The organism is Ornithinibacillus sp. 4-3 (assembly GCF_040958695.1).
In the GTDB taxonomy this organism is placed as follows: domain Bacteria; phylum Bacillota; class Bacilli; order Bacillales; family Amphibacillaceae; genus CALAMD01.
The window spans coordinates 3066406-3090027 of record NZ_CP162599.1 but is presented as its reverse complement, the minus strand read 5'-3'; the positions used below and the strand labels follow the sequence as shown (position 1 = coordinate 3090027).

At 35.9% G+C, this 23622-nt stretch carries 22 protein-coding genes and 1 pseudogene; 15 read left to right on the top strand and 8 right to left on the bottom strand.

Annotated elements, in window-relative coordinates:
• Positions 1-154 precede the first annotated feature (154 nt).
• The 6 genes from AB4Y30_RS15070 to AB4Y30_RS15045 all read left to right on the top strand — a co-directional run bounded on the left by AB4Y30_RS15070 (position 155) and on the right by AB4Y30_RS15045 (position 6660).
• Positions 155-1069 carry an NAD(P)/FAD-dependent oxidoreductase gene (locus tag AB4Y30_RS15070; protein WP_368653024.1) on the top strand — a complete coding sequence of 305 codons (915 nt, stop codon included), beginning with the start codon at positions 155-157 and terminating at the stop codon, positions 1067-1069.
• Between the two features lie 445 nt (positions 1070-1514).
• Complete coding sequence (locus tag AB4Y30_RS15065; protein WP_368653023.1) at positions 1515-2465, top strand: VanZ family protein; 951 nt, start codon at positions 1515-1517, stop codon at positions 2463-2465.
• Positions 2466-2593: 128 nt separating this feature from the next.
• On the top strand, positions 2594-5065 hold the full coding sequence (locus AB4Y30_RS15060; protein WP_368653022.1) for an isopeptide-forming domain-containing fimbrial protein: 2472 nt from the start codon (positions 2594-2596) through the stop codon (positions 5063-5065).
• Between the two features lie 408 nt (positions 5066-5473).
• Complete coding sequence (locus tag AB4Y30_RS15055) at positions 5474-5911, top strand: RNA polymerase sigma factor (protein WP_368653021.1); 438 nt, start codon at positions 5474-5476, stop codon at positions 5909-5911.
• Positions 5895-6149 carry a helix-turn-helix domain-containing protein gene (locus AB4Y30_RS15050; RefSeq protein ID WP_336253398.1) on the top strand — a complete coding sequence of 85 codons (255 nt, stop codon included), beginning with the start codon at positions 5895-5897 and terminating at the stop codon, positions 6147-6149. The genes AB4Y30_RS15055 and AB4Y30_RS15050 overlap by 17 nt, the downstream gene beginning before the upstream one ends.
• A gap of 364 nt (positions 6150-6513) precedes the next feature.
• Positions 6514-6660 carry a conjugal transfer protein gene (locus AB4Y30_RS15045; RefSeq protein WP_158323784.1) on the top strand — a complete coding sequence of 49 codons (147 nt, stop codon included), beginning with the start codon at positions 6514-6516 and terminating at the stop codon, positions 6658-6660.
• Positions 6661-6865: 205 nt separating this feature from the next.
• Here the strand turns inward: AB4Y30_RS15045 and AB4Y30_RS15040 are convergent, their stop codons facing one another.
• On the bottom strand, positions 6866-8791 hold the full coding sequence (locus AB4Y30_RS15040; protein WP_368653020.1) for an FtsX-like permease family protein: 1926 nt from the start codon (positions 8789-8791) through the stop codon (positions 6866-6868).
• The gene (locus AB4Y30_RS15035; protein WP_238472604.1) at positions 8778-9545 is read right to left on the bottom strand and encodes an ABC transporter ATP-binding protein; all 768 of its coding nucleotides are present in this window, start codon (positions 9543-9545) and stop codon (positions 8778-8780) included. Before AB4Y30_RS15035 ends, AB4Y30_RS15040 begins: the two co-directional genes overlap by 14 nt.
• Before the next feature lie 206 nt (positions 9546-9751).
• Between AB4Y30_RS15035 and AB4Y30_RS15030 the strand changes: the two genes are divergently transcribed.
• Complete coding sequence (locus tag AB4Y30_RS15030) at positions 9752-10423, top strand: response regulator transcription factor (protein WP_095239542.1); 672 nt, start codon at positions 9752-9754, stop codon at positions 10421-10423.
• On the top strand, positions 10420-11445 hold the full coding sequence (locus AB4Y30_RS15025) for a sensor histidine kinase (RefSeq protein WP_368653019.1): 1026 nt from the start codon (positions 10420-10422) through the stop codon (positions 11443-11445). The genes AB4Y30_RS15030 and AB4Y30_RS15025 overlap by 4 nt, the downstream gene beginning before the upstream one ends.
• Before the next feature lie 1624 nt (positions 11446-13069).
• Here the strand turns inward: AB4Y30_RS15025 and istB are convergent.
• Together istB and istA are read right to left on the bottom strand one after the other, a co-directional pair.
• Positions 13070-13792, bottom strand: a complete 723-nt coding sequence (istB, locus tag AB4Y30_RS15020) for an IS21-like element helper ATPase IstB (protein WP_368653018.1) — start codon at positions 13790-13792, stop codon at positions 13070-13072.
• Positions 13785-15251, bottom strand: coding sequence for an IS21 family transposase (istA, locus tag AB4Y30_RS15015; RefSeq protein WP_368653017.1), 1467 nt, complete (start codon positions 15249-15251; stop codon positions 13785-13787). The genes istB and istA overlap by 8 nt, the downstream gene beginning before the upstream one ends.
• 321 nt (positions 15252-15572) lie before the next feature.
• Between istA and AB4Y30_RS15010 the strand changes: the two genes are divergently transcribed.
• The 6 genes and pseudogenes from AB4Y30_RS15010 (at position 15573) to AB4Y30_RS14985 (ending at position 19075) form a co-directional block, all read left to right on the top strand.
• Positions 15573-15899 carry an IS66 family insertion sequence element accessory protein TnpB gene (locus AB4Y30_RS15010; RefSeq protein ID WP_220158449.1) on the top strand — a complete coding sequence of 109 codons (327 nt, stop codon included), beginning with the start codon at positions 15573-15575 and terminating at the stop codon, positions 15897-15899.
• Positions 15889-16245, top strand: coding sequence for an IS66 family insertion sequence element accessory protein TnpB (tnpB, locus tag AB4Y30_RS15005; protein WP_153951384.1), 357 nt, complete (start codon positions 15889-15891; stop codon positions 16243-16245). Before AB4Y30_RS15010 ends, tnpB begins: the two co-directional genes overlap by 11 nt.
• A 48-nt stretch (positions 16246-16293) precedes the next feature.
• Entirely contained in the window at positions 16294-17907 is a 1614-nt protein-coding gene (locus tag AB4Y30_RS15000) for an IS66 family transposase (protein WP_368653016.1), read from the top strand.
• A gap of 181 nt (positions 17908-18088) precedes the next feature.
• Entirely contained in the window at positions 18089-18235 is a 147-nt protein-coding gene (locus tag AB4Y30_RS14995) for a hypothetical protein (protein WP_230199681.1), read from the top strand.
• A gap of 233 nt (positions 18236-18468) precedes the next feature.
• Positions 18469-18564, top strand: a pseudogene (locus AB4Y30_RS14990) (helix-turn-helix domain-containing protein); the annotation flags it as partial.
• 364 nt (positions 18565-18928) lie between these two features.
• A complete protein-coding gene (locus tag AB4Y30_RS14985) occupies positions 18929-19075 on the top strand; it encodes a conjugal transfer protein (RefSeq protein ID WP_306068122.1) in 147 nt (48 codons plus the stop codon).
• Here the strand turns inward: AB4Y30_RS14985 and AB4Y30_RS14980 are convergent.
• The 4 genes from AB4Y30_RS14980 to AB4Y30_RS14965 all read right to left on the bottom strand — a co-directional run bounded on the left by AB4Y30_RS14980 (position 19065) and on the right by AB4Y30_RS14965 (position 23063).
• A complete protein-coding gene (locus AB4Y30_RS14980) occupies positions 19065-19493 on the bottom strand; it encodes a GNAT family N-acetyltransferase (protein ID WP_368655238.1) in 429 nt (142 codons plus the stop codon). The genes AB4Y30_RS14985 and AB4Y30_RS14980 overlap by 11 nt on opposite strands.
• A gap of 100 nt (positions 19494-19593) precedes the next feature.
• Positions 19594-20949 carry a serine hydrolase domain-containing protein gene (locus AB4Y30_RS14975; protein ID WP_368653015.1) on the bottom strand — a complete coding sequence of 452 codons (1356 nt, stop codon included), beginning with the start codon at positions 20947-20949 and terminating at the stop codon, positions 19594-19596.
• Positions 20930-21424 carry a MarR family winged helix-turn-helix transcriptional regulator gene (locus AB4Y30_RS14970; protein WP_368653014.1) on the bottom strand — a complete coding sequence of 165 codons (495 nt, stop codon included), beginning with the start codon at positions 21422-21424 and terminating at the stop codon, positions 20930-20932. The genes AB4Y30_RS14975 and AB4Y30_RS14970 overlap by 20 nt, the downstream gene beginning before the upstream one ends.
• 305 nt (positions 21425-21729) lie before the next feature.
• Positions 21730-23063 (bottom strand): IS3 family transposase gene (locus tag AB4Y30_RS14965; RefSeq protein WP_368652526.1). Its coding sequence is split into 2 segments (ribosomal slippage): positions 21730-22679 and positions 22679-23063, totalling 1335 coding nucleotides; the frame shifts between segments, so codons are not numbered across the junction.
• 314 nt (positions 23064-23377) lie between these two features.
• Here AB4Y30_RS14965 and AB4Y30_RS14960 point away from each other — a divergent pair.
• Positions 23378-23605 (top strand): SHOCT domain-containing protein, encoded by a 228-nt coding sequence (locus AB4Y30_RS14960; RefSeq protein WP_368653013.1) that lies wholly within the window; start codon positions 23378-23380, stop codon positions 23603-23605.
• Positions 23606-23622: the final 17 nt, after the last annotated feature.

Below are 23622 nucleotides of genomic sequence, written 5' to 3'. Positions count from 1 at the left end.
CAACATGTAATGCAATCACCTTAGAAGAGTAAGAATATAGGATAAACGGAATGACGGATATTTTCAGTAGTACTGGTTAGATGAGATGTACAGAGTAATTATTGAACGCATGCACATCTTTAAAGTTAAACGAATCAGAGAAAGGTAGTGAATCATGAAGGAAGTTGATGTTGTGATTATTGGTGGAGGTCCTGCCGGTTTAAGTGCTGGACTTATACTGGGACGGGCTAGGAAGAAGACGTTGATTATCGATGAGGGGCAACCGCGTAATGCAGTGACGAGGGAGGCTCATGCCTTTTTAACCCGCGATGGCATTAGCCCGCATGACTTTCGAAACATTGCAAAAGAACAGCTTCACACGTATCCGTCGGTTTCCCATTTGGAAGATACGGTCGAGTTGATAGAAGGGGCAGATGGCCAATTTTTGTTGGAAACTGCTTCAGGGTTGAATATAGCCGCACGAAAACTGTTGTTTGCTATCGGAATGAAGGATCGCGATCTTGGCATACGAGGGTTGGCGGAAGTCTATGGCAAGAGCGCATTTGTATGCCCGTATTGTGACGGCTGGGAACTAAGGGATCAGCAATTAGTTGTCATAAACAGAGGAGCGGCATTAATGCATTTTGTCCCATTGCTTTCCGGGTGGACGAAGCGGATTGTAGTTTGTACAAATGGTCCCGATGAATTGAGTGAAGCAGAACGTGAAGAATTGCGTGCACATCATATCCCGGTATTCAATACGCCGATTCATTCCATCCAATCAAATGAGGGCATGGTAAACCATGTTAAGCTTGAAGATGGAACAGAAATTCCGTGCACAGGAATTTTCTTCCGATCAGAGTTGGTACTTGGTTCGGAATTGCCTGTCGCACTTGGTTGCCGTATATCGGATACAGGAATCATTGAAGTCGATGAGTCTGGAAAAACAAGTGTACCTGGTGTTTATGCAGCCGGCGATGCAACGACACACTTGCACCAATCTATTGTGGCAGCTGCTTCAGGCGCTGTATCCGCAGCCGCAATAAACGGAGAATTAAATCAAGAAGAATGGCAGAAAAGCAACATTTGATTCAAATTCTAAATATACTATAAAGAGGACGTTACATTTATCATGTGCCCTTTGTAAATGACCCTTTTGTAAGGCCAAGCTACTTGAAGAAAGTGATTTAATACTCCTCATTGGTAGACAGATGAAAAAGAAAAATTTTCTTCTACCTTTGGGGAGCATTTTCATCACTGGTAATTTTTGAAAAGTGATTATGGCTTATATACTCGCAGTGAGTTATGTTCCATCCACTCTTTCGAAAAGGTGGCAGGGTTACTCCTGCACGGTTTGCCGCTGTGAAACGGTCCTAAAAGTCTGTCCATACATTTGCGGAAATGACCATAAATATATTTCGTCGGTGCGGAGGATCATCCTGTCTGAATGTCCTCCTCTTTTGTAATCCAACTTTCTCCAATACGATGTATTTTACACATGACTTTTGATACACTGTTTCAAGAGGTGTTTTTATATGACTGACAAGTTGCCGCAAAAACGTACAGTTATTTTTACCGTAACTATTCTTTATACTATTTTGATACTATATTTTATTTTTTTCGCTTTCGGCAGAATAGGTGCATCTGCCAGCACGACTGGGGCCACCTTTATTTTTTTTCCGATTGAGTTCTACCATTTGCCAAAGATTTCTGATTTTCTGCATCCTACTCTGATGGATTTCGTAGATCTAGGAAATGTAGCAGCCTTCATTCCATTCGGCATCTTGATTCCATTATTATTCCGTGTGAGGTTTATTCGTTTCTTTTCATTGTTCTTCCTGTCTATTCTCGTGATCGAAACCATACAGGCACTAACTTTGCTCGGAAGCTTTGATATTAACGATGCCATCCAAAACTCTTTAGGTGCAAGCATCGGATTCGGAGCGTACAAACTGGGGTATCGAACAAAGAACTTTTGGCTAAATATGGCCATTACCGGTATCTTGTGTATTGTTCTTCTAATCGGGGTATTAGCAATTTGCGGAATTGTGGAGAAAACGTTCACCAAAGCAGAAGGTCCCTTTATCGCTTTGAATGAACTGAAAGATAGTTCCGGGCAGACAACAGCGGGAACAAAACCGTACAGCTTTAAAGTTAGCGGTCAAAACGTCGAACCGGAATATAATGTATTTGACGCCAAAGGCAAAGGAAGTGAAACCTACACGTATACGTCCGAGAAGGAGATTATGTTTTCATTTTATTATGGAATACCGGACGTAATGGATCGTGATGGAAGTATACGAGTTTTAGTCGATGATCGTGAGGTATTATCCGGCTCTGGAACGGAGCAACTGAATTATCCGGAATTGTTTCCACAACTGTTTGAAATTCCACTTGAACGTGCAAGTAAGATTACGATAATCGTTAAGGGAAATGTAAAGCTTTGGGATGCAGGGGTTAAGGAAATGAAATATTTCTGGAATTGATCCAAACGTTTTATTAAAAATGGTTCTATGTCAAATGTTGGGGTTAAGGCTACCGCGCTTGCGCTTGGTGGCCTCTTCCTAACCCACATGAACTCCAATTTCTGGATAGTATCTCTTTTGAACCTCAGGTGATAAATGGAGGAAATAACACCAGAATGACTGTAAGATTTTCGTCAAAGGATGAAATGAAAGTTTTTCCAGGTGACTATATAACCTTAACTTTACCTGATAATCTAAGTGCATTTTACAGGGAAAATCCTGTGGAAATATATATGAATGGACAAGTAATTGGTCATGCAATTGTGGAATCTAATAATCTTAAAAAGGTGACAGTTGTCTTTAGTGAAATAATAGAAAACTATCAGTTTATCACGGGTGGATTACTAGAGATGGATGTGAGGACTGCTCCATTACCGGTGCATCCTGATAACATTTATTACTCTATGGATTTTACAACAAATTTAGGAACCGATGCACCTGAAGCATCATATACAATTTATCGAAATCCTCATGGAACTGTAGCTCCATTATTTACTAAAGTTGGGGATATAGCTTCTTCTAATGCTGAAGTAATAAGATGGTTTATTCGAGTGAATGATAATCATAGTGGTTTGGAAAGTGATGTTGTTGTACACGATATCTTAGGAGAGGGACAGTATCGTCCCGATGATTTCTTATCAGGTTCTTTTTTTAGAATATGGATAATGAATGACGATGGGGATATAGTAACACAACCTCAATTGTCATTAGAAAATGCGGTAGCCCAGGGAATTGTCAGTGTTAATATAGTAAATGATATGGAGGTTATTTTTACTTTCCATAAAAATAGTATACCTGACAATATGAGATTTGAATTAAACTATAGAACACGGATAACAGATGAAGGAAAGTATTTCCCGGAAATAGAAAACACAGCCGTTGCTAACTATACAAAGGATGGTCAGGAAATTCAAGATACACAGACAAGTAAAGTAAAACCACCTTCAGCGGGAGGGGAGGTATTTCCAGGAAAAGGTGTTGTTAGATTAATAAAGTTATTAGAAAAGGATGGTAAAACTTCACCCTTACCAGGTGTAACTTTTAATTTATATACCAGTGATGGAGTGCCAGTACCAGGTGGGGAAGAATTGACAACTGGATCAAATGGTATATTCGAATTTCCAAATTTAGAACCAGGAGATTATTATGTTACAGAAGTATCTGCTCCTGATCATGTAGAATTTGATCCAGATCAAAAACATGAGTTTACTATAGGAAATGACGATAAAGGTCACATACTTGTAATAAAAAATCAGGCTAAAATAATACCAGGTGAATTCACATCTGAGAAGCTAGTAAATAAAGCTGAAGCCAAACCAGGTGAAGAATTAGAATACACAATCAACGTTACGAACACTGTTGCAGGATCAGTATTAAAGGATATAGAAGTTACTGATGCGTTACCAGAAGGCTTAACATTAGTAGACGGAACAATTCAGTTAAACGGTGAAGATGTTGAAGCGGAAATTGATGGTAATACATTTACAGTAGTAATCCCTGAATTAAAAGGTGAAGAGACAGCACTAGTAACATTCACAGCTAACGTATCGAAAGATGCCTCAGGTGAGATTGTGAACGTAGCGACAGTCACAGATCCAGATAATCCAGATGAACCACAAGTACCAGAAGTACCAGTACAAGTGACTCCAGATGGTGAGTTCACAGCGGAGAAGCTCGTTAATAAAGATGAAGCAAAACCAGGTGATGATTTAGAATACACAATCGAAGTTACGAATACGGTAAAAGGTTCAACATTAAAAGGTTTAGAAGTGACAGATGCATTACCAGAGGGCTTAACATTAGTAGACGGAACAATTCAGTTAAACGGCGAGGATGTTGAAGCAGAAATTGATGGTAATACATTTACAGTAGTAATCCCTGAATTAAAAGGTGAAGAGACAGCACTAGTAACATTCACAGCTAACGTATCGAAAGATGCCTCAGGTGAGATTGTGAACGTAGCGACAGTCACAGATCCAGATAATCCAGATGAACCACAAGTACCAGAAGTACCAGTACAAGTGACTCCAGATGGTGAGTTCACAGCGGAGAAGCTCGTTAATAAAGATGAAGCAAAACCAGGTGATGAATTAGAATACACAATCGAAGTTACGAATACGGTAAAAGGTTCAACATTAAAAGGTTTAGAAGTCACAGATGCCTTACCAGAGGGATTAACACTAGTAGACGATACGATTCAGTTAAACGGTGAGGATGTTGAAACAGAAATTGATGGTAATACATTAACAGTAGTAATCCCTGAATTAAAAGGTGAAGAGACAGCACTAGTAACATTCACAGCGAAAGTATCGGAAGATGCCTCAGGTGAGATTGTGAACGTAGCGACAGTTACAGATCCAACAGACCCAGAGAATCCGGAAGAACCAGAAGTACCAGTAGAGATAATTCCAGAAACACCAGAAACACCAGAAACACCAGAAACATTTGGTAATAAATTACCTACTACAGCAACAAACATATTTAATATAATGTTGGTAGGGATATTACTGCTACTAGGTGGTGCATTATTGACTTACAGATTTAATCATAAGAAAGCCTAGCTCATAGGCTTAGAAATAGTGAATTTTTTAAAGAAACAAGTCAATTGATGTGTGCCCTTGAGATCAAGTTAATCTCAGGGGTATTTTTTTGGTTAAATATAATGTGAAATTCAATCAGAGTGTAGTTTAAAAAAAATTTAGCTAGTAAAAGGTGGCTTTGTTCCAAATGCATGGGTAATCGTTTGAAGTTTTCTAGGAATATAACGACTGTAATATAGTTTAATACATTATTTAATAACGTGTATAAACTTTTATGTGCATCCAACTTGTGCCTTAATTATTTTTTTGTCTAATAAATATTTCATAAAGATTTTATTCATTTGTTGGCATTTTATAAAAAATCTTGTTGAAGGTTATGAAAGGGGAAATCATCACCCACCTTTGCAGTTGCGAAGGGAGAGGAAGTGCATGATAGAACCAGATCGTGCCGAATGGCAAGTTCGCTGTGCATTCAATGCTTTTTGTAAACGTGTATTGAAGAATGAAGCAATCAATACTTATAACGAAAGGCGCCAACAACAAGCAAGGGAGATGACATTTTCTGATCTCACACCACAAGAAGAAAATCAACTCTATACCTTAGATAAGCAATATGAAGGAGAAGAAGGACAAAGTTTTCAAGTGGCTGGAAAGAAAATCACTCCGAAATTACTTGCTGAAGCGTTGCGTACTTTGCCAAAAGAAAAGCGTAAGACTGTCCTATTATACTACTTTTTTGACAAATCAGATGTAGAAATAGCTGGACTACTCGATATTCCACGTAGTACCGTTCAGTATAGGCGGACAAGCTCTTTCAAAAGGTTAAAGCGATTTTTGGAGGAACATGCAGATGACTGGGATGATTGATGCTAACACAAAAGACAACGAATGTGGCTTATTACCGTATCCAATTATTTTAGCTGCAAATAAGGGTGATCCAGAAGCGATGAATTACGTTATTTTGCATTATGGAAGCTATATGGCAAGTTTGTCTATGCGTAAACTTTATGATGAGCGTGGTAATACGTATTGGGGCATTGATGTAGACACACATGATCGTTTACGTTCGAAGCTTATGCATAGCATTTTAGCTTTCAAGATTTGATTACATGGTTAAGTTTTCCCTTTCACATATATTGTTCTTTGACAAAGAAAGCACGGAAGATAACACCGTGCAGTATAGACCGAAAATCAGATACGTTCTACTGATGATGAGCTACTTGATTCATACGCCATGACTTTCGATAGAAACGAGCGATTATCTATGAGTCTAATACAATCGTGGTGGATTGCTGGCGATAACCCATCAGTATGGATAATGATACTCCTCTACCGTCATGGTTCGAACGTTCAAAGCGTCGCAAGCTATGAGTAGAGCTGGAAGGAATACTTGCAGGGGTGAAATTCCCGTGGAGCTGTACCAACAGCCGTCTGATTTTAATTGATTAATTATAAGGGGGCGTGTTTTTTTGAAACAGAACTTGATTCCTTATAGTATGCAAATTGCTATGTTAAAACAACTGCTAACCCGTAAATTGATTACTGAGAAAGAATATTACATGGTTAAAAATAAATTAATGAAAGAATATGACATCATTTCTGATATTACAGGCTGAATTGTGTTTCTATTGGCGATACATTTTGTATGGGAGTTATCATATTTCCAATCATTCGATTTTTTGTTGTTAGAAGATTTAAGGATGTTCAATTTGAACTTCAATAATATAATCGGTCTAGATTCCAGAGTAATGAGGATTTTTTTAACAAAGGAATACATGACAAAACACCTCTCGAACCGAACATTCGAGAGATGTTTCGCTCTTATTTGTTTACAATGCGATTGTACGTATTAACAGTTAATACGTAATAGACTGCATAGATGATAACAAAGAAGACTATAGCCATTAGAATAGGGAAGATAAGATTGATTCCAATTAGATTAGAAATAAAGTTGCTAGTAAAGTACAATGTCACACAACTGTGCAATATTCCTACGGTTAGTGGCCATCCGAACACAAATAATGACTGTCTTTTGATTGATTTACGTATATCCTTTTTATTGACACCGATTTTTCTAAGGATTTCATATTGTCCTTTCGCCTCATTCGCTTCTGTTAACTGTTTGAAATAAATGATACTTCCACTTGCCGCTAAAAATACAAGTCCCAAAAAACCAAAAATAAAGAGAGTAATTGCGTTTCCTTCTTTACCTTGCTTATACTCCGTATAAAATGATGAAGAAACTTGAAAATCGTTTCCAACCAGTTTATTTACTTTCCTTGAAGTGGCTTGTGCCGTTACTTCATTTTCCACTTCATACACTTTATAAGTTAATGGTGCCTCTTTTTTGGCTATCTTGGCAAACATTTCGTTACTGACTACGAGAAAGAAATCGGGATAATCGAAAGGTAGCACATTACTTTCAACCATATGGACAAATGGCAGTTCGCTGCTTCCTTGAGGCAATTGAATCGTTATATTTTCTCCTTTAAAAACCGACTTCGTATATTCAGTAAACCTTGGCTGGATTACTGCTGCTTGATTTCCTGATAGTGAGACTGTTTCATCCTTATTTAAAGCATTCGCTACTTTATTAAATGTACTTTCTGAGATTAATTTCACAGGATTTATGTCATAATCCAGTTGAAATGAGAGTATTCCTTTTACCTGAATGACGGGTATGTCTAGTTTGGCTTTTATTGGATGTCGATGATCTGCTTTTATTATGCTCTCCACCTGCGAATCAATTTCTGGACCTTTTGACAAATGTGAATAGCTGAACGGAACAACTTCCTTAGCTCTTTTTTCGTTGCTGTAATACCCACTGTAAGTTGCACCTAAGAAACAGATCGTAGCAGCACTCAACAATGCAATGACTGTAAAGGTACGTGCATTCCCTCTAATACGAAACAGTAAACGAGATGTTTCAATTATTCTAGTTCCTCTGTAATAACGCGACTTATTTTTTTGTGAAAATCTTAATAAATAGACCGTTACAGATCGAAAAAATAATTGGGTGCCAATGACGAGAGCAACAAAAGCAATCCCATAATTTTTTATTAAATATTCCGTAGTAAATTCGTCAGGAAATGGTTTTAATATCAGCCAGTAACTAACGACAAGCAATATAACTCCGATAACAGCCGAAATAAGTGAAACCTTTGGAATTTGTTCTCCTTTTTTCTCATCATAGAATAATTCGATTAATGTAAAACGATAAATCAAACGGTAACCTTGAACGGAAGTGAATAAAATAATGACCATAAAGACTATGACTGTTTGGGTAATCGCTAAAATGGAAATACCGAAGTCCATCTCGGCAATTGAACCCGTAAGTTTTATTAAAATCATTGCAAATAATTTGGAAAGTAAGGTCCCAAGAATAATTCCAATAACTATTGCAATGATTCCCATAATCAAATTTTCATAAAACAACATTTTTGCAATGGTTTTCTTGCGTAAACCAAGTATGGCGTACAATCCGACTTCTTTCTTCCTTTTTCTTGTGAAGAATGAATTGGAGTACAAAATAAAGATTGCTACGAATAAAATTAAGATAATTGATGATACCCCAAACATGAAACTCATTGTATCCGACAATTCAATGCTTTCCTGAATTTTTTCGCTATATTGCAAGGAAGTGAACGTATAATAAATAACCATGCTGAATACGAGCGTAACAAAATAGACAAAATAATTATTGAAATTACCTTTAATATTTTTCCTTGCTAAACTAAATAACGTCATTTGCTCCACCCCCCAGTGCGGATAGAACATCCAACACCTTGTTGAAAAATTCTTTGCGGGATCTTTTCCCTTTCACAAGTTCTGTGAAGATTTTACCGTCTTTAATAAATAGGACGCGATTACAATAACTTGCCGCATAAGCATCATGGGTAACCATTAAAATGGTTGCCTTGTCTTGTTCATTTAGATCCTTTAAACTTTCTAACAAGTCTGTTGCTGATTTCGAATCCAACGCACCTGTTGGTTCATCTGCCAATATTAGGCTTGGCTTTGAAATAATCGCTCGAGAAGCTGCCGTGCGTTGCTTTTGTCCACCAGAAATTTGATACGGGTACTTATTTAAAATGTCGCGAATTCCAAATTTATCTGCCACTTCATCTGCTCTTCGTTCCAATTCTTTAATGTTCAATTTTGCCAAGGCTAACGGCAAGATAATATTTTCTTTCACAGTTAAAGTATCTAATAAATTATAGTCTTGGAAAAGGAAACCAAGTTTGTCACGGCGAAAGGCAGATAATTGTTCTTCATTCATCTTTGTCAAATTGATTCCGTCAACCACGATGTTACCCGTAGTCGGCTCGTCAATAGTTGCCAATATATTTAGTAAAGTTGATTTACCAGCACCCGAGGGTCCCATAATACCGACGAATTCACCTTCCATGACCGTTAAGTCTATATCCTCCAAAGCTGAAAATATATTTCCCTTTGCACCATAGACTTTTTTTATTTGTTTTGCTTCGACTACAATATTCATATATAAATCCTCCATTCAGAGCTGTTTTTTCTACAATTTAATTGTACAATAGGAAACCTTAATATAAACTTACAGCTTGATCTCGTAACCTTACATTTTCGTCACATTGATAAAAAGTATCTTTAAACATTATGTTTTCTTTGTATATTGGTCGATATTCAATTAATATGATGTTACAGAAGGATGATTGTTTGGAGGGAAGAGGAATGAAAATCATGATTGTGGAAGATGATTTGACCATTCGTGATATGGTAGGGGAAACATTAGAAAAGTGGGGTTTTGAAACCGTTAAGATTGAAGACTTTGACCAAATCATGCAGGTATTTCTTAATCATGATCCTCACCTAGTCATCATGGATATCAATTTGCCATCGTTTGACGGATTTTACTGGTGTAATAAAATCAGAGAAATTTCAAAGGTCCCTATGATCTTTCTCTCTTCCCGTGATACACCAATGGATATAGTGATGTCGATGAACATGGGAGGAGATGATTATATTCAAAAACCTTTCCATATGGATGTATTGATTGCAAAAATTAATGCACTCCTTCGCAGAACGTATTCCTATATGGAAACACAGTCTCAGACAATGGAACATGATGGAATTATATTAAATCTTGAAAACGGAGAGGTCTTACATGGAGATCGAAAATCGGAACTCACGAAAACAGAATTTCTTATTTTAAAAATTCTTATGAAAAATAAAGGAATCATTGTCAGTCGTACGAAAATGATGCGTAGCCTTTGGAAGAATGAAAATTTCGTGGACGAAAATACATTGACGGTTAATATTGCTCGCCTGCGTAAAAAACTTGTTGAACTTGGAAAAGAACACTTTATTACAACTAAGAAAGGACAAGGTTATATAATTCAATGAATTTCTTTCATTACTTAAAAGATAAACGGAATTTCTTTATATTAAACATGATCATTATGTTCTTTGTTTCTTTGATGATGATTGTGAGCACAGATTCCAGAAACGCTGTAAGTAATATCGTATATACCAATATGGTTATCTTTTTTATTGTAGCTATATACGTAATCATCGAATACTATTACAATAGAGAATTTTATCGGGAATTAAATGATTTGGTTGAAAGTAATCATGAAGAATTTCTCGCAACTCTGCCTAAACCGCGAAACGATGAACAACTGTTATATCTTGAGTTATTAAAAAAAGTAAATAGTGTGCATGGCGATCAATTACAAAAGTTGTATAACGGAAAAATGGATCATCAAGACTTTATTACATCTTGGATTCATGAAGTCAAGGTTCCGATTGCGGCAGGTCGCTTGCTTATGGAAAACAGTAATGGAAGAACTGTTGAATACCTTGTGGACAAGTTTGAAGATGAGTTGGATAGAATAGAAAATTACGTAGAGCAGGCTCTTTATTATTCTCGCATTGATTCTTTTTCCAAAGATTATTTTATTTCCGAGGTAGTGTTGGATCAAGTCGCTAAAAACAGTGTAAAGAAATATGCCAAATCTTTTATTAACAAGCAAATTCGTTTTCATATGGACAATATTGAACAGGTTGTCCATACCGACAGTAAATGGCTTGGTTTTATTATGGATCAAGTTTTTTCAAATTCTTTAAAATATACAGGTGAAGGCGGGGAAATCTCCGTACAATTTGAGGAAGATCGAAAAGAAAAGCGGCTACAGATTCAAGATACAGGCATTGGAATTAAGCCAGAGGATATCAGCCGCGTATTTGAAAAAGGATTTACAGGATTTATTGGGAGAAGTCATGCCAAATCTACCGGTTTAGGTCTCTACCTTGCAAAAGAAATGGCTCTTAAATTAGGACATGACCTTTCCATTCATTCAGAAGATGGGAAATATACGAAGGTCATCATCCACTTTCCAAAAATCAGAAATTATTATCATCTATAAGTATAATGGTGGGTTAAAGAAATTGGTTAATCGGAAAATAAGTATCAAATTAAAGGTGTTCGAGTAGAATAATGTTTATCGTAAGGCTTAATAAATATTAAATAATATAGTCAATAGTAAGTGAATTAGGGTAACAAAAGGTTAACGCAACCAAAAATAAGGTAATAAAAGACGTAAAAAAATATTCAATTATCTGGAGCTAGAATGGAAGAAGACCGGCGGATTTTTTGTTTATAAGAGCTATTAAATTAAATAAGGTTTAGTGAATTGTTTCCAACAGTAGATGTCGATAGTAGGATCGATCTTAATTTAAAAACAATAAGTGAACTGAAACTATAGACTTAATACGTAGTTTAAATCAATATTACATTAATAAAAAAGGAGCATTCAATTGGATTCGTCGAAATTCAGTATTAGTCGGTTACTTTTGTATTTTATACCCGTTTCATTATTTCTCTTTGTATTCGGTAATGTTTGACATATTTGATAGAAATTCTAGGTATGGTTCGCAAATAGGTATGCTTTTACAAGGTACTCTATATGTTTAAAAGTAAAAATCCATCCATGTCTAAAAATAGGATTGAAGGGTGTAAATTCACGATCTAAATTGATCGTGGTAATTACGTTACCTTTTACATTACTTGTATCAGGTATTTTAACAGTTTTTTATTTATTGGCATTGAAAATGTCAGGTTAAACTTAACAGCAAGTGTTTTAACTACAGTTTTAATCAATACAGTGACAGCATTTATCTATGAGGCATTTCCAGAGGAAGTCTTTATTCATGGATTAATATTTGAAGAGTTACATAAGAAATTTCGTTTCATCATCTAGCTGATTTACAACCATTAATTTTCATCTGTGTGCCGATTATGGTGATGGCATTGGAGCCAATATTCTTTAGTGAGCTAATTGAAATTACTATAGTTTATTTTATATTGCTCTTCACTTTTTGAATTGCTTTACAGCTATATAGAAAGTATGCAGGAACACTATGGATGAGTATTATCTTTCATATTATTTATCTTGAAGTTGCTAGATATATTTCCATGGGTGCGATGTATGATCCGGATTTTACTCTTTTGGAGTTTGATAAGACATTTGAAGGATTGATGACGTTATACTTGTTATTTCTGTTTATAGTGGTATTTAGTGTGGTTATGTTGACAGTATTATTACTAATTGATAAAAAAATGAGTAATTGAAAATAGCTATAACAGGTTTTTATTATTTTTTGATCGAACTTTTCAAAAATGGTTCTATTAATACCACGATAAATCAAAGTTATATGTCCTCTTTTTATCTCCAGTTCCAAGTATGGGAAATATTATCCATGGTTTCAACATGCATATGCTATGACTTTTGAAAATCGACTGAGGCTCAAATACTTTATTTAAGATTTTTATTTGGTTATATTTTTATGTTCTTACTATTTTATTTAGCTGGACCTTTCAAGTTTCATTACGTTTAACAGATAAGAAATGATTTTAAAAAAACTTTATTTTTGTATTATTCATTATTATGTTCGATTAGTTTTTATGTGAATTGTGTATTTTGCAAGCAAAAAGTTTAGAAAAATGCAGTGGAAAGTTTAGAACTTTGCCATCCCTTATTTTTAATTTGATTAACGATTTGATAAAGCGTATTTTACACGGTAACTACCACCAGTAAAGCTCAAAATATGTGCGTGGTGGATTACTCGATCTACTAAAGCCGCAGTTAAACGTGCATCCACAAATATTTTATTCCACTGACTAAATTCTAAATTTGATGTGATGATGAGACTTTTTCGTTCATACCAATCGGAAATTAATTGAAATAATAATTCAGCTCCATCTTTACTAAATGGCACGTATCCCATCTCATCTAGAATAATCATATCAACCTTTTGAAAGCGATTGCGGAAGGTCTGAAATCGACCTTCGGTCCACGACTTCTCCAATATCTCAATTAAATCTGCTACTCTGTAAAAACGAACTTCATATCCATTTCTACAAGCTTTTCTTCCCAATGCTGTTGCTAAATGGGATTTTCCAGTTCCTGGTGCTCCTGTTAGAATTATATTCTCTTCCCTTTTAATAAAACTAAGGGATTCAAGAGTGTCTCTATTAAAATTTTGCGGAAAATGGATTTGATCATCCCATTGATAATCCGTTAGTTCTTTCTTATTCATAAATTTTGCCTTTTTTATTAAACGTTCTGCTTTTGCTATTTCTCTAAGCTCTATTTCTTGGGTTAATACATCTACTAAATATTGCTCTGGATTCTCAAAGCTAATTTTCTCGTATATATCGGCAATATAAGCTAAACGTAAAACTTTACATTTTTCTTTAACCCTATCAGTCATGCTGAGCACCTTCATTCACATCTGTTTGACCGGTAGGTCTTAACGAATCATATATATTCCAATCTACATCATAGGGATGTTTTATTGAGTCTCTAGAATGATTATTATAAAGTGACTCTTCGGGTAATAATTCATAAAACCTTAAATCTATTTCTCTCATATCATGATGAATAATCAAGTTTAATAACCAATCTATACGTTCTTTTCTTAGTTTCATCGAATCTATGTTCAAGTAATAAGAAATGCGGCCTGGTAAGTATGAAAAATATCTTGAATATACAACTGAACGTGGTTTTTTTCTCCAATTTTTTAGAATAGCTTGCCATGGGATTTCTCTTTCTTGATTCATGTATGGTCTAGGCCCTTTGGAAAGTAGCTCGCCGTTCAGGGAAACAACTTTGTATGTATTCCAATATAAAATGAGTTGTAACTTACCGTAATGATAACTTTTAGGTACATGGACTAACGTTTCGTCAATTCGCACTTCTCCGTATTTATTCGCAGAAGTCATCGCTTGTTTAAAAACTGGATATTCAGATTCGGGCAATGCCAGTCCATATTTCTTTTCTGCTTTAAATAAATCTGTAATTAAACAGCCTTTTATATAATGAGACCGTTGTTGATCCTCTTTACACTTTTCAAATAAACGATCACGTAAGTGAGCGAAGTCTTTCATGATAGGGGACGGTGTGAAAAAATTATAGCGAATATATCCTACCTTGTTTTCTACATGACCCTTTTCATTTCCCTTCCTAGCGTTGCAAGCTTGTGCTTCAAAACCGTAATGATTTGCGAAATGTAAAAATGTTTCATTAAAGACTGTTTCTCGACCACGTCCTCTTGCTTTTACAACTGCAGCTGAAAGATTATCTAAACGGAGCTTCCTAGGTACAAATCCAGCTTGGTTAAAAAGTACTTTCAGACCTTCTAAAAAACATTCTTGATTTTCGGCTGGTAGTGGTACGACATAACCTGCATTACTGTAAGGAAAACTCATCACCAAAACATGGATATCTTTTGTTTTGCCATCTGCGATGGCTTCTGTAACGCCAAAATCCACTTGTGCTTCAGCTGGTGGATGAGTTAACCTTTCATATTCTTCTCTCAATCCTTCCGAATCTTCTAGTATTTTTTCTTTCCATTCTTCCTTGATAAAATTGCAAATGGTTCGATAAGAACCAGTAAAACCCATCTTTTTTAATCCTTCAAAAATGTTCTTGTTGTTCCGTCTAAGTTTCTTTTTTAGCGAATAATCTTCACTTAACCAATCGATTACAATTTCTCCCCATTTATCTTCGTACATCATGCCTTTCCTTACTATATTTTTTTCTTGGGGTATTTGATCTTCATCAGCGTATTTTTTTACCGTTACCCAACTAAAACCAGTCCGTTTAGAAATTTCGTTGATTGACAGTGATTTAATATTCCTTAACTTTTTGATATGATTAATTTCAGGCATTGCTAGCATCCTTTCGTCCTCCCACCATTGATTGATTCGACACCAATAACGGTAGGGTATTTCGAAGGGACTGGCAAGCCTTTTTCTTTGTACAATCTTCTAACATTTTTGTTGCAATACTCTTAACTTTTATTTTGCACTAAACAAATTGTAATAAAATAGAGTTTGACATTTAAAGTATTTCTTGTTTTGGTTCTTAATAATAAAAATGATTCTACCTAACTGTTAATATTGTAAGCGTAAAACTTTCCCCACATATGCACAACGTAGAATCTATGCAATAATCACCTCAGGAAAATTATTTATAGAGGGGGTTTTTTTATGCCGAAAATTGATTTACGTGAAGAGTGGGAAAAGCGAATTGCCGATTTAAAATCCAGTGGAATGACTCATGCAAAATGGTGTGATGCCAATAATGTAAACATTCATCAACTTAAGTACTGGTTAAGGAAAATTGGGGGTTCACATCAAAGCTCTAAAACCAGATCAAAACAAGAATGGGTTTCATTAGCGATTGAGAACGAATCTACCAGAACGTTAAATGAATCATTACAAATTACAGTTGGCTCGGCTTCTATAGAAGTCAGACCTGGATTTAATCCATCATTTTTAATGGAAGTTGTAAAGGTGCTCAAACATGTTAAGTGAAGTTTCAATTAACCAAGTGTACCTCGCTCGAGGTAGTACCGACTTAAGAAAATCCATTGATGGGCTAGTGATTCTTGTGAAAGAGGGGTTTGACCTAGATCCATTTTCTTCAAATCTGTTTGTTTTCTGCAATCGAAATAGGGATAAATTAAAAATCTTATTTTGGGATCATAGTGGTTTTTGGCTTTATTATCGCCGGCTAGAGCGCGGTAAATTTCATTGGCCATCCGATAATAGTTCGGATCCTTTGAAAATTAGTCCGCGCCAATTTCGATGGCTGCTTGATGGACTTACGTTGGAACAGAAACAAGCCCATCCTGTTGTAATGGAAAGAACAGTAATTTAAATAATGAAAATTTGAAGAGATGGGGCTTTTTTATCGTATAATAATTTTATGAATAAGTCAGCGACATTACCCACCACTACTACAATTGAAGAACTTCTAAAACGCTTAGAAACACTGGAAAAGCAAAATGCAGAATTAGAGGCGAAGCTAAAAAAGCAAAGTGAGTTAGAGGCCAAATTAAAATGGTTCGAAGAACAGTTTCGCCTTCTGCAGCTTAAGAGATTCGGTGCTTCTAGCGAAAAAACCCTCCCTGGTCAATTAGAGCTTTTTAATGAGGTTGAAAAAGAAGCAAATCCTGATTTACCAGAACCTGTTTTAGAATCCATCACCTATCAGCGCCGCCGAAAAAAACGCGGTCATCGCGAAGCGATGTTAGAAAACCTGCCTGTGGAAACGATTGAATACCGTTTATCCGCCGAGGATCAGGTCTGTTCGTGCTGCAATGGAACACTGCACGAAATGAGTACGGAAGTACGCCAAGAAATTGTCTATATTCCTGCGGAATTGAAGGTTGTAAAGCATGTTCAATATGTTTATTCTTGCCGTCGTTGTGAACATGTTGAGATTGAAACACCTATTAAAACAGCCCCTATGCCGAAACCGGCCATCTCGGGGAGCCTTGCATCTCCTTCTATCTTGTCACATATAATGACTCAAAAATACGTAGAGGGCCTCCCTTTATATCGCCAAGAGAAACAATTTAATAGAATGGGTATCAATCTTTCTCGCCAAACTTTCGCCAATTGGATGATAATTGGTGCAGAACGGTGGTTGAGTATACTGTATGACCGGATGCATCTCCTTCTTTTGATGCTTGATATTTTGCATGCCGATGAAACCACGCTTCAAGTGCTTCGTGAACCTGGCAGATCGGCCACTTCCCAATCCTATCTGTGGCTGTATCGCACTGGAAAAGAAGGGCCTCCTATCATCCTTTATGATTATAAAGAAACTCGAGCAGGAGAGAACCCGAAAGAATTTCTTAAAGGGTTTAAAGGATATTTACAGGTTGATGGATACGCTGGTTATCATAAAGTGCAAGATGTAACCCTCGTTGGCTGTTGGGCACATGCTCGAAGGGGATTCACAGATGTACTGAAAGCCGTGCCTGCCAATAATCTAAAGCCTGTAACGGCAACGGAAGGTCTACAATTCTGTAATCAACTCTTCGCTATTGAGCGACAGTTAAAAGAATTAGAACCTGAAGAACGCCATCAGAAACGCCTTGAAAAAAGTAAACCCCTGCTAGATGCTTTTTTGTCATGGCTAAAAATACAAGAACAGAAAGTATTACCTAAAAGCGGACTTGGAAAAGCCATTGCATACTGTCTAAACCAATGGGACAAATTAGTGGCCTTTTTAGAGGACGGACGTTTGGAGATAGATAATAATCGAAGTGAACGCTCGATCAAGCCCGTTGTGATTGGTCGAAAAGCTTGGCTCTTTTCAAATTCACCGCAAGGTGCACAAGCCAGCGCAGTTATTTATAGCATTGTAGAGACAGCGATAGCAAATGGATTAAATCCATATTATTATCTTCGCTACCTATTTGAGCAGCTTCCCAATTTGGATACGACAGATGAAAATGCCTTAGACCAGTTACTGCCTTGGTCTACAACACTTCCTGTTTCTTGCATAGCTTTTAATAAGTTATCTAATTAATAATATAAGCCCCCACCATTAATGCATAAAGGTGGGGGCTATTTGACGCTTACTTAATATTCAGTTGGGTTATTTTTTAAAACTTTTTCTCTGATTTTTGGCATTTTACAAAAAAAATTGTTGAAGATAATGAAAGGGGAAATCATCACACATCTTTACAGTTTCGAAGGGAGATGAGTGTATGGAGCCTTCTCGTACTGAACGGCAGAAACAGCTATCTAAGGGGATAACATTTTCAATTTTAACACTGCAAGAAGAAAATCAGCTCTATACCTTAGACATACACTACGAGGGAGAAGGAATAGAAGAACAATCAAGTAGCTGGTAAGAGAACTACTCCTACACTTCTTGCAAAAGCGATGCATAGCTTGCTAGTTTAGAAGCGTATTATCATCATCCTACTATACTACTTTTTTAATCTTTCTGATGTAAAAATTGGTCAATTGTTCAACATTTCACGTAGTACTGTACAGTATAGGCGAACGAGTTCTTTTAAACCGTTAAGACGCTTTTTTGAGAAGCATGCAGATGAATGGGATGATTAATACTATTATGGAAAACAATGAGCGTGGTAATACGTATTGGGGCATTGATGTAAACATACATGATCGTTTACGTTCGAAGCTTATGCAGGGCATTTTAGCTTTCAAGATTTAATTACATGGTTAAGTTTTCCCTTTCACATATATTGTTCTTTGACAAAGAAAGCACGGAAGATAACGCCGTGCAGTATAGACCGAAAATCAGATACGTTCTACTGATGATGAGCCACTTGATTCATACGCCATGACTTTCGATAGAAACGAGCGATTATCTATGAGTCTAATGCAATCGTGGTGGATTGCTGGCGATAACCCATCAGTATGGATAATGATACTCCTCTACCGTCATGGTTCGAACGTTCAAAGCGTCGCAAGCTATGAGTAGGGCTGGAAGGAATACTTGCAGGGGTGAAATTCCCGTGGAGCTGTACCAACAGCCGTCTGATTTTTAATTGATTAATTATAAGGGGGCGTGTTTTTTGAAACAGAATTTGATTCTTTATAGTATGCAAATTGCTATGTTAAAACAACTGCTAACCCGTAAATTGATTACTGAGAAAGAATATTACATGGTTAAAAATAAATTAATGAAAGAATATGGCATCATTTCTGATATTACAGGCTGAATTGTGTTTCTATTGGCGATACACCACGTATCTTTATAGGGAATACATTGTTTAAAAATCCTTCACGGCGCATACCAATCTCCTCCATGACACGATAAGAGGCTGTGTTTTCAGGCTGACAGGTAGCAACAACGCGGTGTAAGTTTAATGTTTCAAATGTATAAGCGATCATTGCTCCCGCAGCTTCTGTGGTATAACCATTGCCATGAAACATTTTGTTGAATACCCAGCCAATCTCATACGTATGCTTGCCAAAATATTTTTCGAAGATGATATGACCGATGACTTCATTTGTTCCTAGGAGGACGACAGGATAAGCTTCGGGATTGCCACAACTGTGTTTTTCAATAAACTTTATTGTATCGTCCTCAGTGAAGGTGTCCTTTGGTAGATAGTACATCGTTTTCTCATCTGAGATGTATGCGTAAACGAAGGGGAAATCTTCTTGCTTGAACTGCCGAATAAGTAGTCGTTTCGTTGTAATCTGTATGTTTAAAACTCCATTTATCCTCTGTTAATTACTGACGCTCTGCTGTTTGCACTTCATTACCATCAATAATCTTTACTAATACCTTACCGTCTTCCGCTGTAAAATCAACATCTATTGATAATCCTCTTAAGAAGAATTTTTTTTCTGACTTAGCGTGTAATTCGAGTTTCATTGAACCAGGCATCTTGATAAAAAGTCTGTTGTTTTCTAATAAAACATGAATGATTAAATCAGGATGTTCTGTTAGTGCATAATCACCGACAAGACGTTTTAAAACATCTACTGGAATAACTTGAGCACGTTCTAAAGGAGGTTTTTCCTCAGCAAGTTCATAAGGTTCATCGAAAGCAGCTTGCTCGATTGCATGTAAGACTTGTTGTTCAAAATCGAAATCTTGTTCTTTATTTCTTAGTGCAATAACGACAATATCACGATCGATGAAGCGTCTAAGGCTTGTTGCATAACCTGGCCAACCACCACTATGCCAAATGATTTGACCTTTTTCCTTATCATCCTCCAAGATCCAACCAAAACCATATTTAAATGGTGTTTCGGTTTCTGTCACCGCTGGTGTATAAGCTTCTTTTAGTAATTCATCATTGATTAAATTACCCGTGCTTAGAGCACGCTCATAAAGATAGAGATCCCTAACAGTTGATTGAACACCACCGTCACCAAGCATTCCATCTAAATAGGTAACCATTTTTGACTCCTCAAAATCATCTGCCAAAACATACTCGCCTGCATATACATCGTAGACATAACCGTATGCATAATCAGCAATTTCGATATTCTCTTTTCTAACGCCAATGGCTTGAGTGTGAATCATATTAAGTAGTTTAAAAATGTTCTCTTGTAAAAAATCGGCAAAATCCATGTCAGTTACACGCTCGACAATGATTGCGAGTAAAATATAGCCAGTATTGCTATATTCAACACGCTCATTTGGTGCAAAGAGACGCTCAGGTTTGTATTTGATTAAATACCTAAGTAAGTCGTCATTGTCAGCGATTTTCGCTTTATCCCAGTACATCTCAAATAGATCTAAATAATCAGGGAGTCCGCTCGTATGGTTAAGTAAATGTCGAATTGTAATGCCCTCATAAGGAAGATTAGGTATCCATTTCTGCACAGGATCATCAAGACTTAGTTTATCTTCCTGAACGAGTAACAATATTGCGGTTGCTGTAATTGGCTTTGAAACAGATGCAAGGTTGAAAACAGATCGTGATGTTAATGGACGATTTGTTGACAAATCTGCATCACCGAAAGCTCCTTCGTATAAAATCTCGCCTTTTTTAGCGACAAGAACTGTGCCATTAAATAATTCTCTTTTTTTAATATCCACGAATAATCTTTCTAGGTTAGCTTTTGTGTTGGTCATGATTAGTTTCCTCCCAATCTTGTATTGTACATTTTTTTTCTACAATTTTAGTTAGCTTTGTGAGAATTCTTTTGAGTTCTTCCATTTCACTCCATTCCATTTGTGAGTAAAAACGATTAATAATTTCACGATTTATTTTTTCTTCCTTTTCAAAATATCGGGTTCCTTTATCTGCTAGTTGCACAAGTATTTCGCGTCTGTTTTTTGGATTAATCGTCCTCATTAAATAATTTTCATCTTCGAGTTTATTAACAATCTGTCCAACAGCACTAGATGTTATTTTCATTAGTCGAGCAATCTCTCCAATAGAAATTTTTTCGTAATCTTTAACAATATCCATTAGAATTGTTTGATTATTAGTAAGATCATCATCAAGTAAAGATTGATATTCTTTTATGATGATTTTATTCATTGTATAATGCATCTCATTTATTTCAGTAACGAGTTCAAATAATTTATCCTCATTTATCTTCATATACTAATTCTCCTTTACTATAAAGTTAACTTAATTATAAAGTTAAATTTAATATAGGTCAAGATTAACAAATTATATAAATTCAACCGTTTTCGTTGTTCCAACAACAAAGTCAATGACCATAACAGTTCTGGGAAATAAATATTTATCAATTCCTTCTTCATCCATAAGGTTATTTATAGAGTTCTGTATTCACAATACCAGTATTAAAGAAAAAATCAGATGAAAAAGTCCGCCATAGTTGGATAACATCCGATATAAAGTGTACCCTTTGTAAAGGACATTTTTAAAAAGACTCTAGGGAATTAAGTAACTTGAAGAAGATGATGACTGTATTGTGCAGGCGTCATCTTTTTTAAGTTCCATTGACCTCGATAATGATTGTAATAAATCATATAACTCTTAATCTCTCTTTTTACCTCTTCTAATGTTTCACACGATTTAAAGTCTGTTTCATCTTTAAAATGCCCAAAGAATGATTCTTGAGGGGCATTGTCCCAACAGTTTCCACGGCGGGACATTGACTGACCTAGCCCCATTACCTTCACCTTCTTTTGAAAATGGGGGTTCGTATAGTGAACTCCTTGATCTGAGTGAATGAATGCGTCTTCAGCCAACTTTATCTTACTGTTTTTTAACTTCTTGACTGTATTTAATGCAATATCTAGGGTGATTCTATCAGATGTTTCATAGGCTAAAATTTCATTGGTTTCGGCATCTTTGATAGTGGATAAGTAAGCACGTTTTCCTTTTCCATAACTCAAGTAGGTAATGTCTGTCAATAATACTTTTCTAGCGATTCCTTGTTTAAATTCACGGTTTAATAGGTTCGGTAGTGTTCTATGTTCTTTCGTTGCTTTCGCGATTCTTCGATAAGGATTGGCTTTTCGAATGGGACAAATAATTTGAAACTTTTTCATGATACGACGAATGCGTTTCAAGTTATAGGTAATGTGATACTGATGTTCTAATGTCATTTTGATTTGACGTGCACCTTTCTTACGACGGCGGAAATTGAACGCTTTTAAAATGATTGCCTTTACTTCTTCATCTGCTTTATCTCGTGCTTGTCTATTCAGTTGTGCTTCTTCTGAAAAATAACGATAATAACCTGATCTAGAGACGCCAACTAATTCACAAAGATACCTCACCATTCGATTTAAACCGTATTTTTCAATGACGAATTGGACTAACTGAAATTTCTGTTCCGCAGTTAGTTTTTCTTTTCCTTTATCAACAACCTTTCTGCTAGATCGATCTTTTTTAGTAATTCATTTTCTGCGCGTAATAATGCGTTTTGTGCTTCTAATCGAGCATACTTTTCTTCTATACTTAATTCACGCGCAAGAAGACGTCTTGAAGAAGAGTTACGTGAATCCTCAAGCCCTTCCAAACCCTTTTCTTGATAGGCAGTACGCCATCTTTTTAAAGCCGATTTAGCGCGTTCAATCCCAACGATTTCAATATCAAATCCTGCATCTTCAAATATTTGACGAGGAAATTTTCCTTCTCCATATTCTTTAACAGCTATTGCTTTAAATTCATCCGTGTATGTAATTGCCTTTTTACTAACCGCTTTTACATAAGGATGTTTCATCAATAAGTACTGTTCTTGATCTGTAAATAATATTTTCGACATTTTCATCCGCCCCATTCGCAATTTCTTTCATTATAAATAAAAGTACCCCATAAGAGAGACTTTTTAAAGTGTCTATCTTATAGGGTACATTTTAATAAACCCTTGGCGGACTTTTCTTTGCTCACCGATGCCATTACCATTTTAATAGCTAAATACGACTTTACCTGTAAAGAGTTATTCAACAATATGACCCCTTTGTTGAATAATCTAATTTCATTATACTTAACTCATAGATACATAAAAATTTTTAATAAGAGGGTTCGATTACCCCCTTATTTTCGCATATAGGTAGAAGACTTTTAGGAGGAATCTATATGCGAGTAAAACAACTTTCAACAAATAATACAGGTGAAGTGAAAAACAAACACGAAATAAGTCATGCCCAGTTACAAAATGAACTCAATTTTTATCAGGTGGAAGAATTGCTCATGAAACTTCTTAAAAACAATCTCATTACACAAGAAGAATTCAATCAAATAAACAAATTAAATCGTCAAAAATTCAACCCCTTATTAGGCCCTTTAATGTGCAATAAACCTTGATATAACAAGGTTGTAAC

Bases quoted from the DNA above. Each gene is read 5' to 3' on its own strand.
- AB4Y30_RS15070 (WP_368653024.1), top strand. From the start codon at position 155: ATGAAGGAAGTTGATGTTGTGATTATTGGTGGAGGTCCTGCCGGTTTA.
- AB4Y30_RS15065 (WP_368653023.1), top strand. From the start codon at position 1,515: ATGACTGACAAGTTGCCGCAAAAACGTACAGTTATTTTTACCGTAACT.
- AB4Y30_RS15055 (WP_368653021.1), top strand. From the start codon at position 5,474: ATGATAGAACCAGATCGTGCCGAATGGCAAGTTCGCTGTGCATTCAAT.
- AB4Y30_RS15050 (WP_336253398.1), top strand. From the start codon at position 5,895: ATGACTGGGATGATTGATGCTAACACAAAAGACAACGAATGTGGCTTA.
- AB4Y30_RS15040 (WP_368653020.1), bottom strand. From the start codon at position 8,791: ATGACGTTATTTAGTTTAGCAAGGAAAAATATTAAAGGTAATTTCAAT.
- AB4Y30_RS15035 (WP_238472604.1), bottom strand. From the start codon at position 9,545: ATGAATATTGTAGTCGAAGCAAAACAAATAAAAAAAGTCTATGGTGCA.
- AB4Y30_RS15030 (WP_095239542.1), top strand. From the start codon at position 9,752: ATGAAAATCATGATTGTGGAAGATGATTTGACCATTCGTGATATGGTA.
- AB4Y30_RS15025 (WP_368653019.1), top strand. From the start codon at position 10,420: ATGAATTTCTTTCATTACTTAAAAGATAAACGGAATTTCTTTATATTA.
- istB (WP_368653018.1), bottom strand. From the start codon at position 13,792: ATGACTGATAGGGTTAAAGAAAAATGTAAAGTTTTACGTTTAGCTTAT.
- istA (WP_368653017.1), bottom strand. From the start codon at position 15,251: ATGCCTGAAATTAATCATATCAAAAAGTTAAGGAATATTAAATCACTG.
- AB4Y30_RS15010 (WP_220158449.1), top strand. From the start codon at position 15,573: ATGCCGAAAATTGATTTACGTGAAGAGTGGGAAAAGCGAATTGCCGAT.
- tnpB (WP_153951384.1), top strand. From the start codon at position 15,889: ATGTTAAGTGAAGTTTCAATTAACCAAGTGTACCTCGCTCGAGGTAGT.
- AB4Y30_RS15000 (WP_368653016.1), top strand. From the start codon at position 16,294: ATGAATAAGTCAGCGACATTACCCACCACTACTACAATTGAAGAACTT.
- AB4Y30_RS14995 (WP_230199681.1), top strand. From the start codon at position 18,089: ATGGAGCCTTCTCGTACTGAACGGCAGAAACAGCTATCTAAGGGGATA.
- AB4Y30_RS14975 (WP_368653015.1), bottom strand. From the start codon at position 20,949: ATGACCAACACAAAAGCTAACCTAGAAAGATTATTCGTGGATATTAAA.
- AB4Y30_RS14970 (WP_368653014.1), bottom strand. From the start codon at position 21,424: ATGAAGATAAATGAGGATAAATTATTTGAACTCGTTACTGAAATAAAT.
- AB4Y30_RS14960 (WP_368653013.1), top strand. From the start codon at position 23,378: ATGCGAGTAAAACAACTTTCAACAAATAATACAGGTGAAGTGAAAAAC.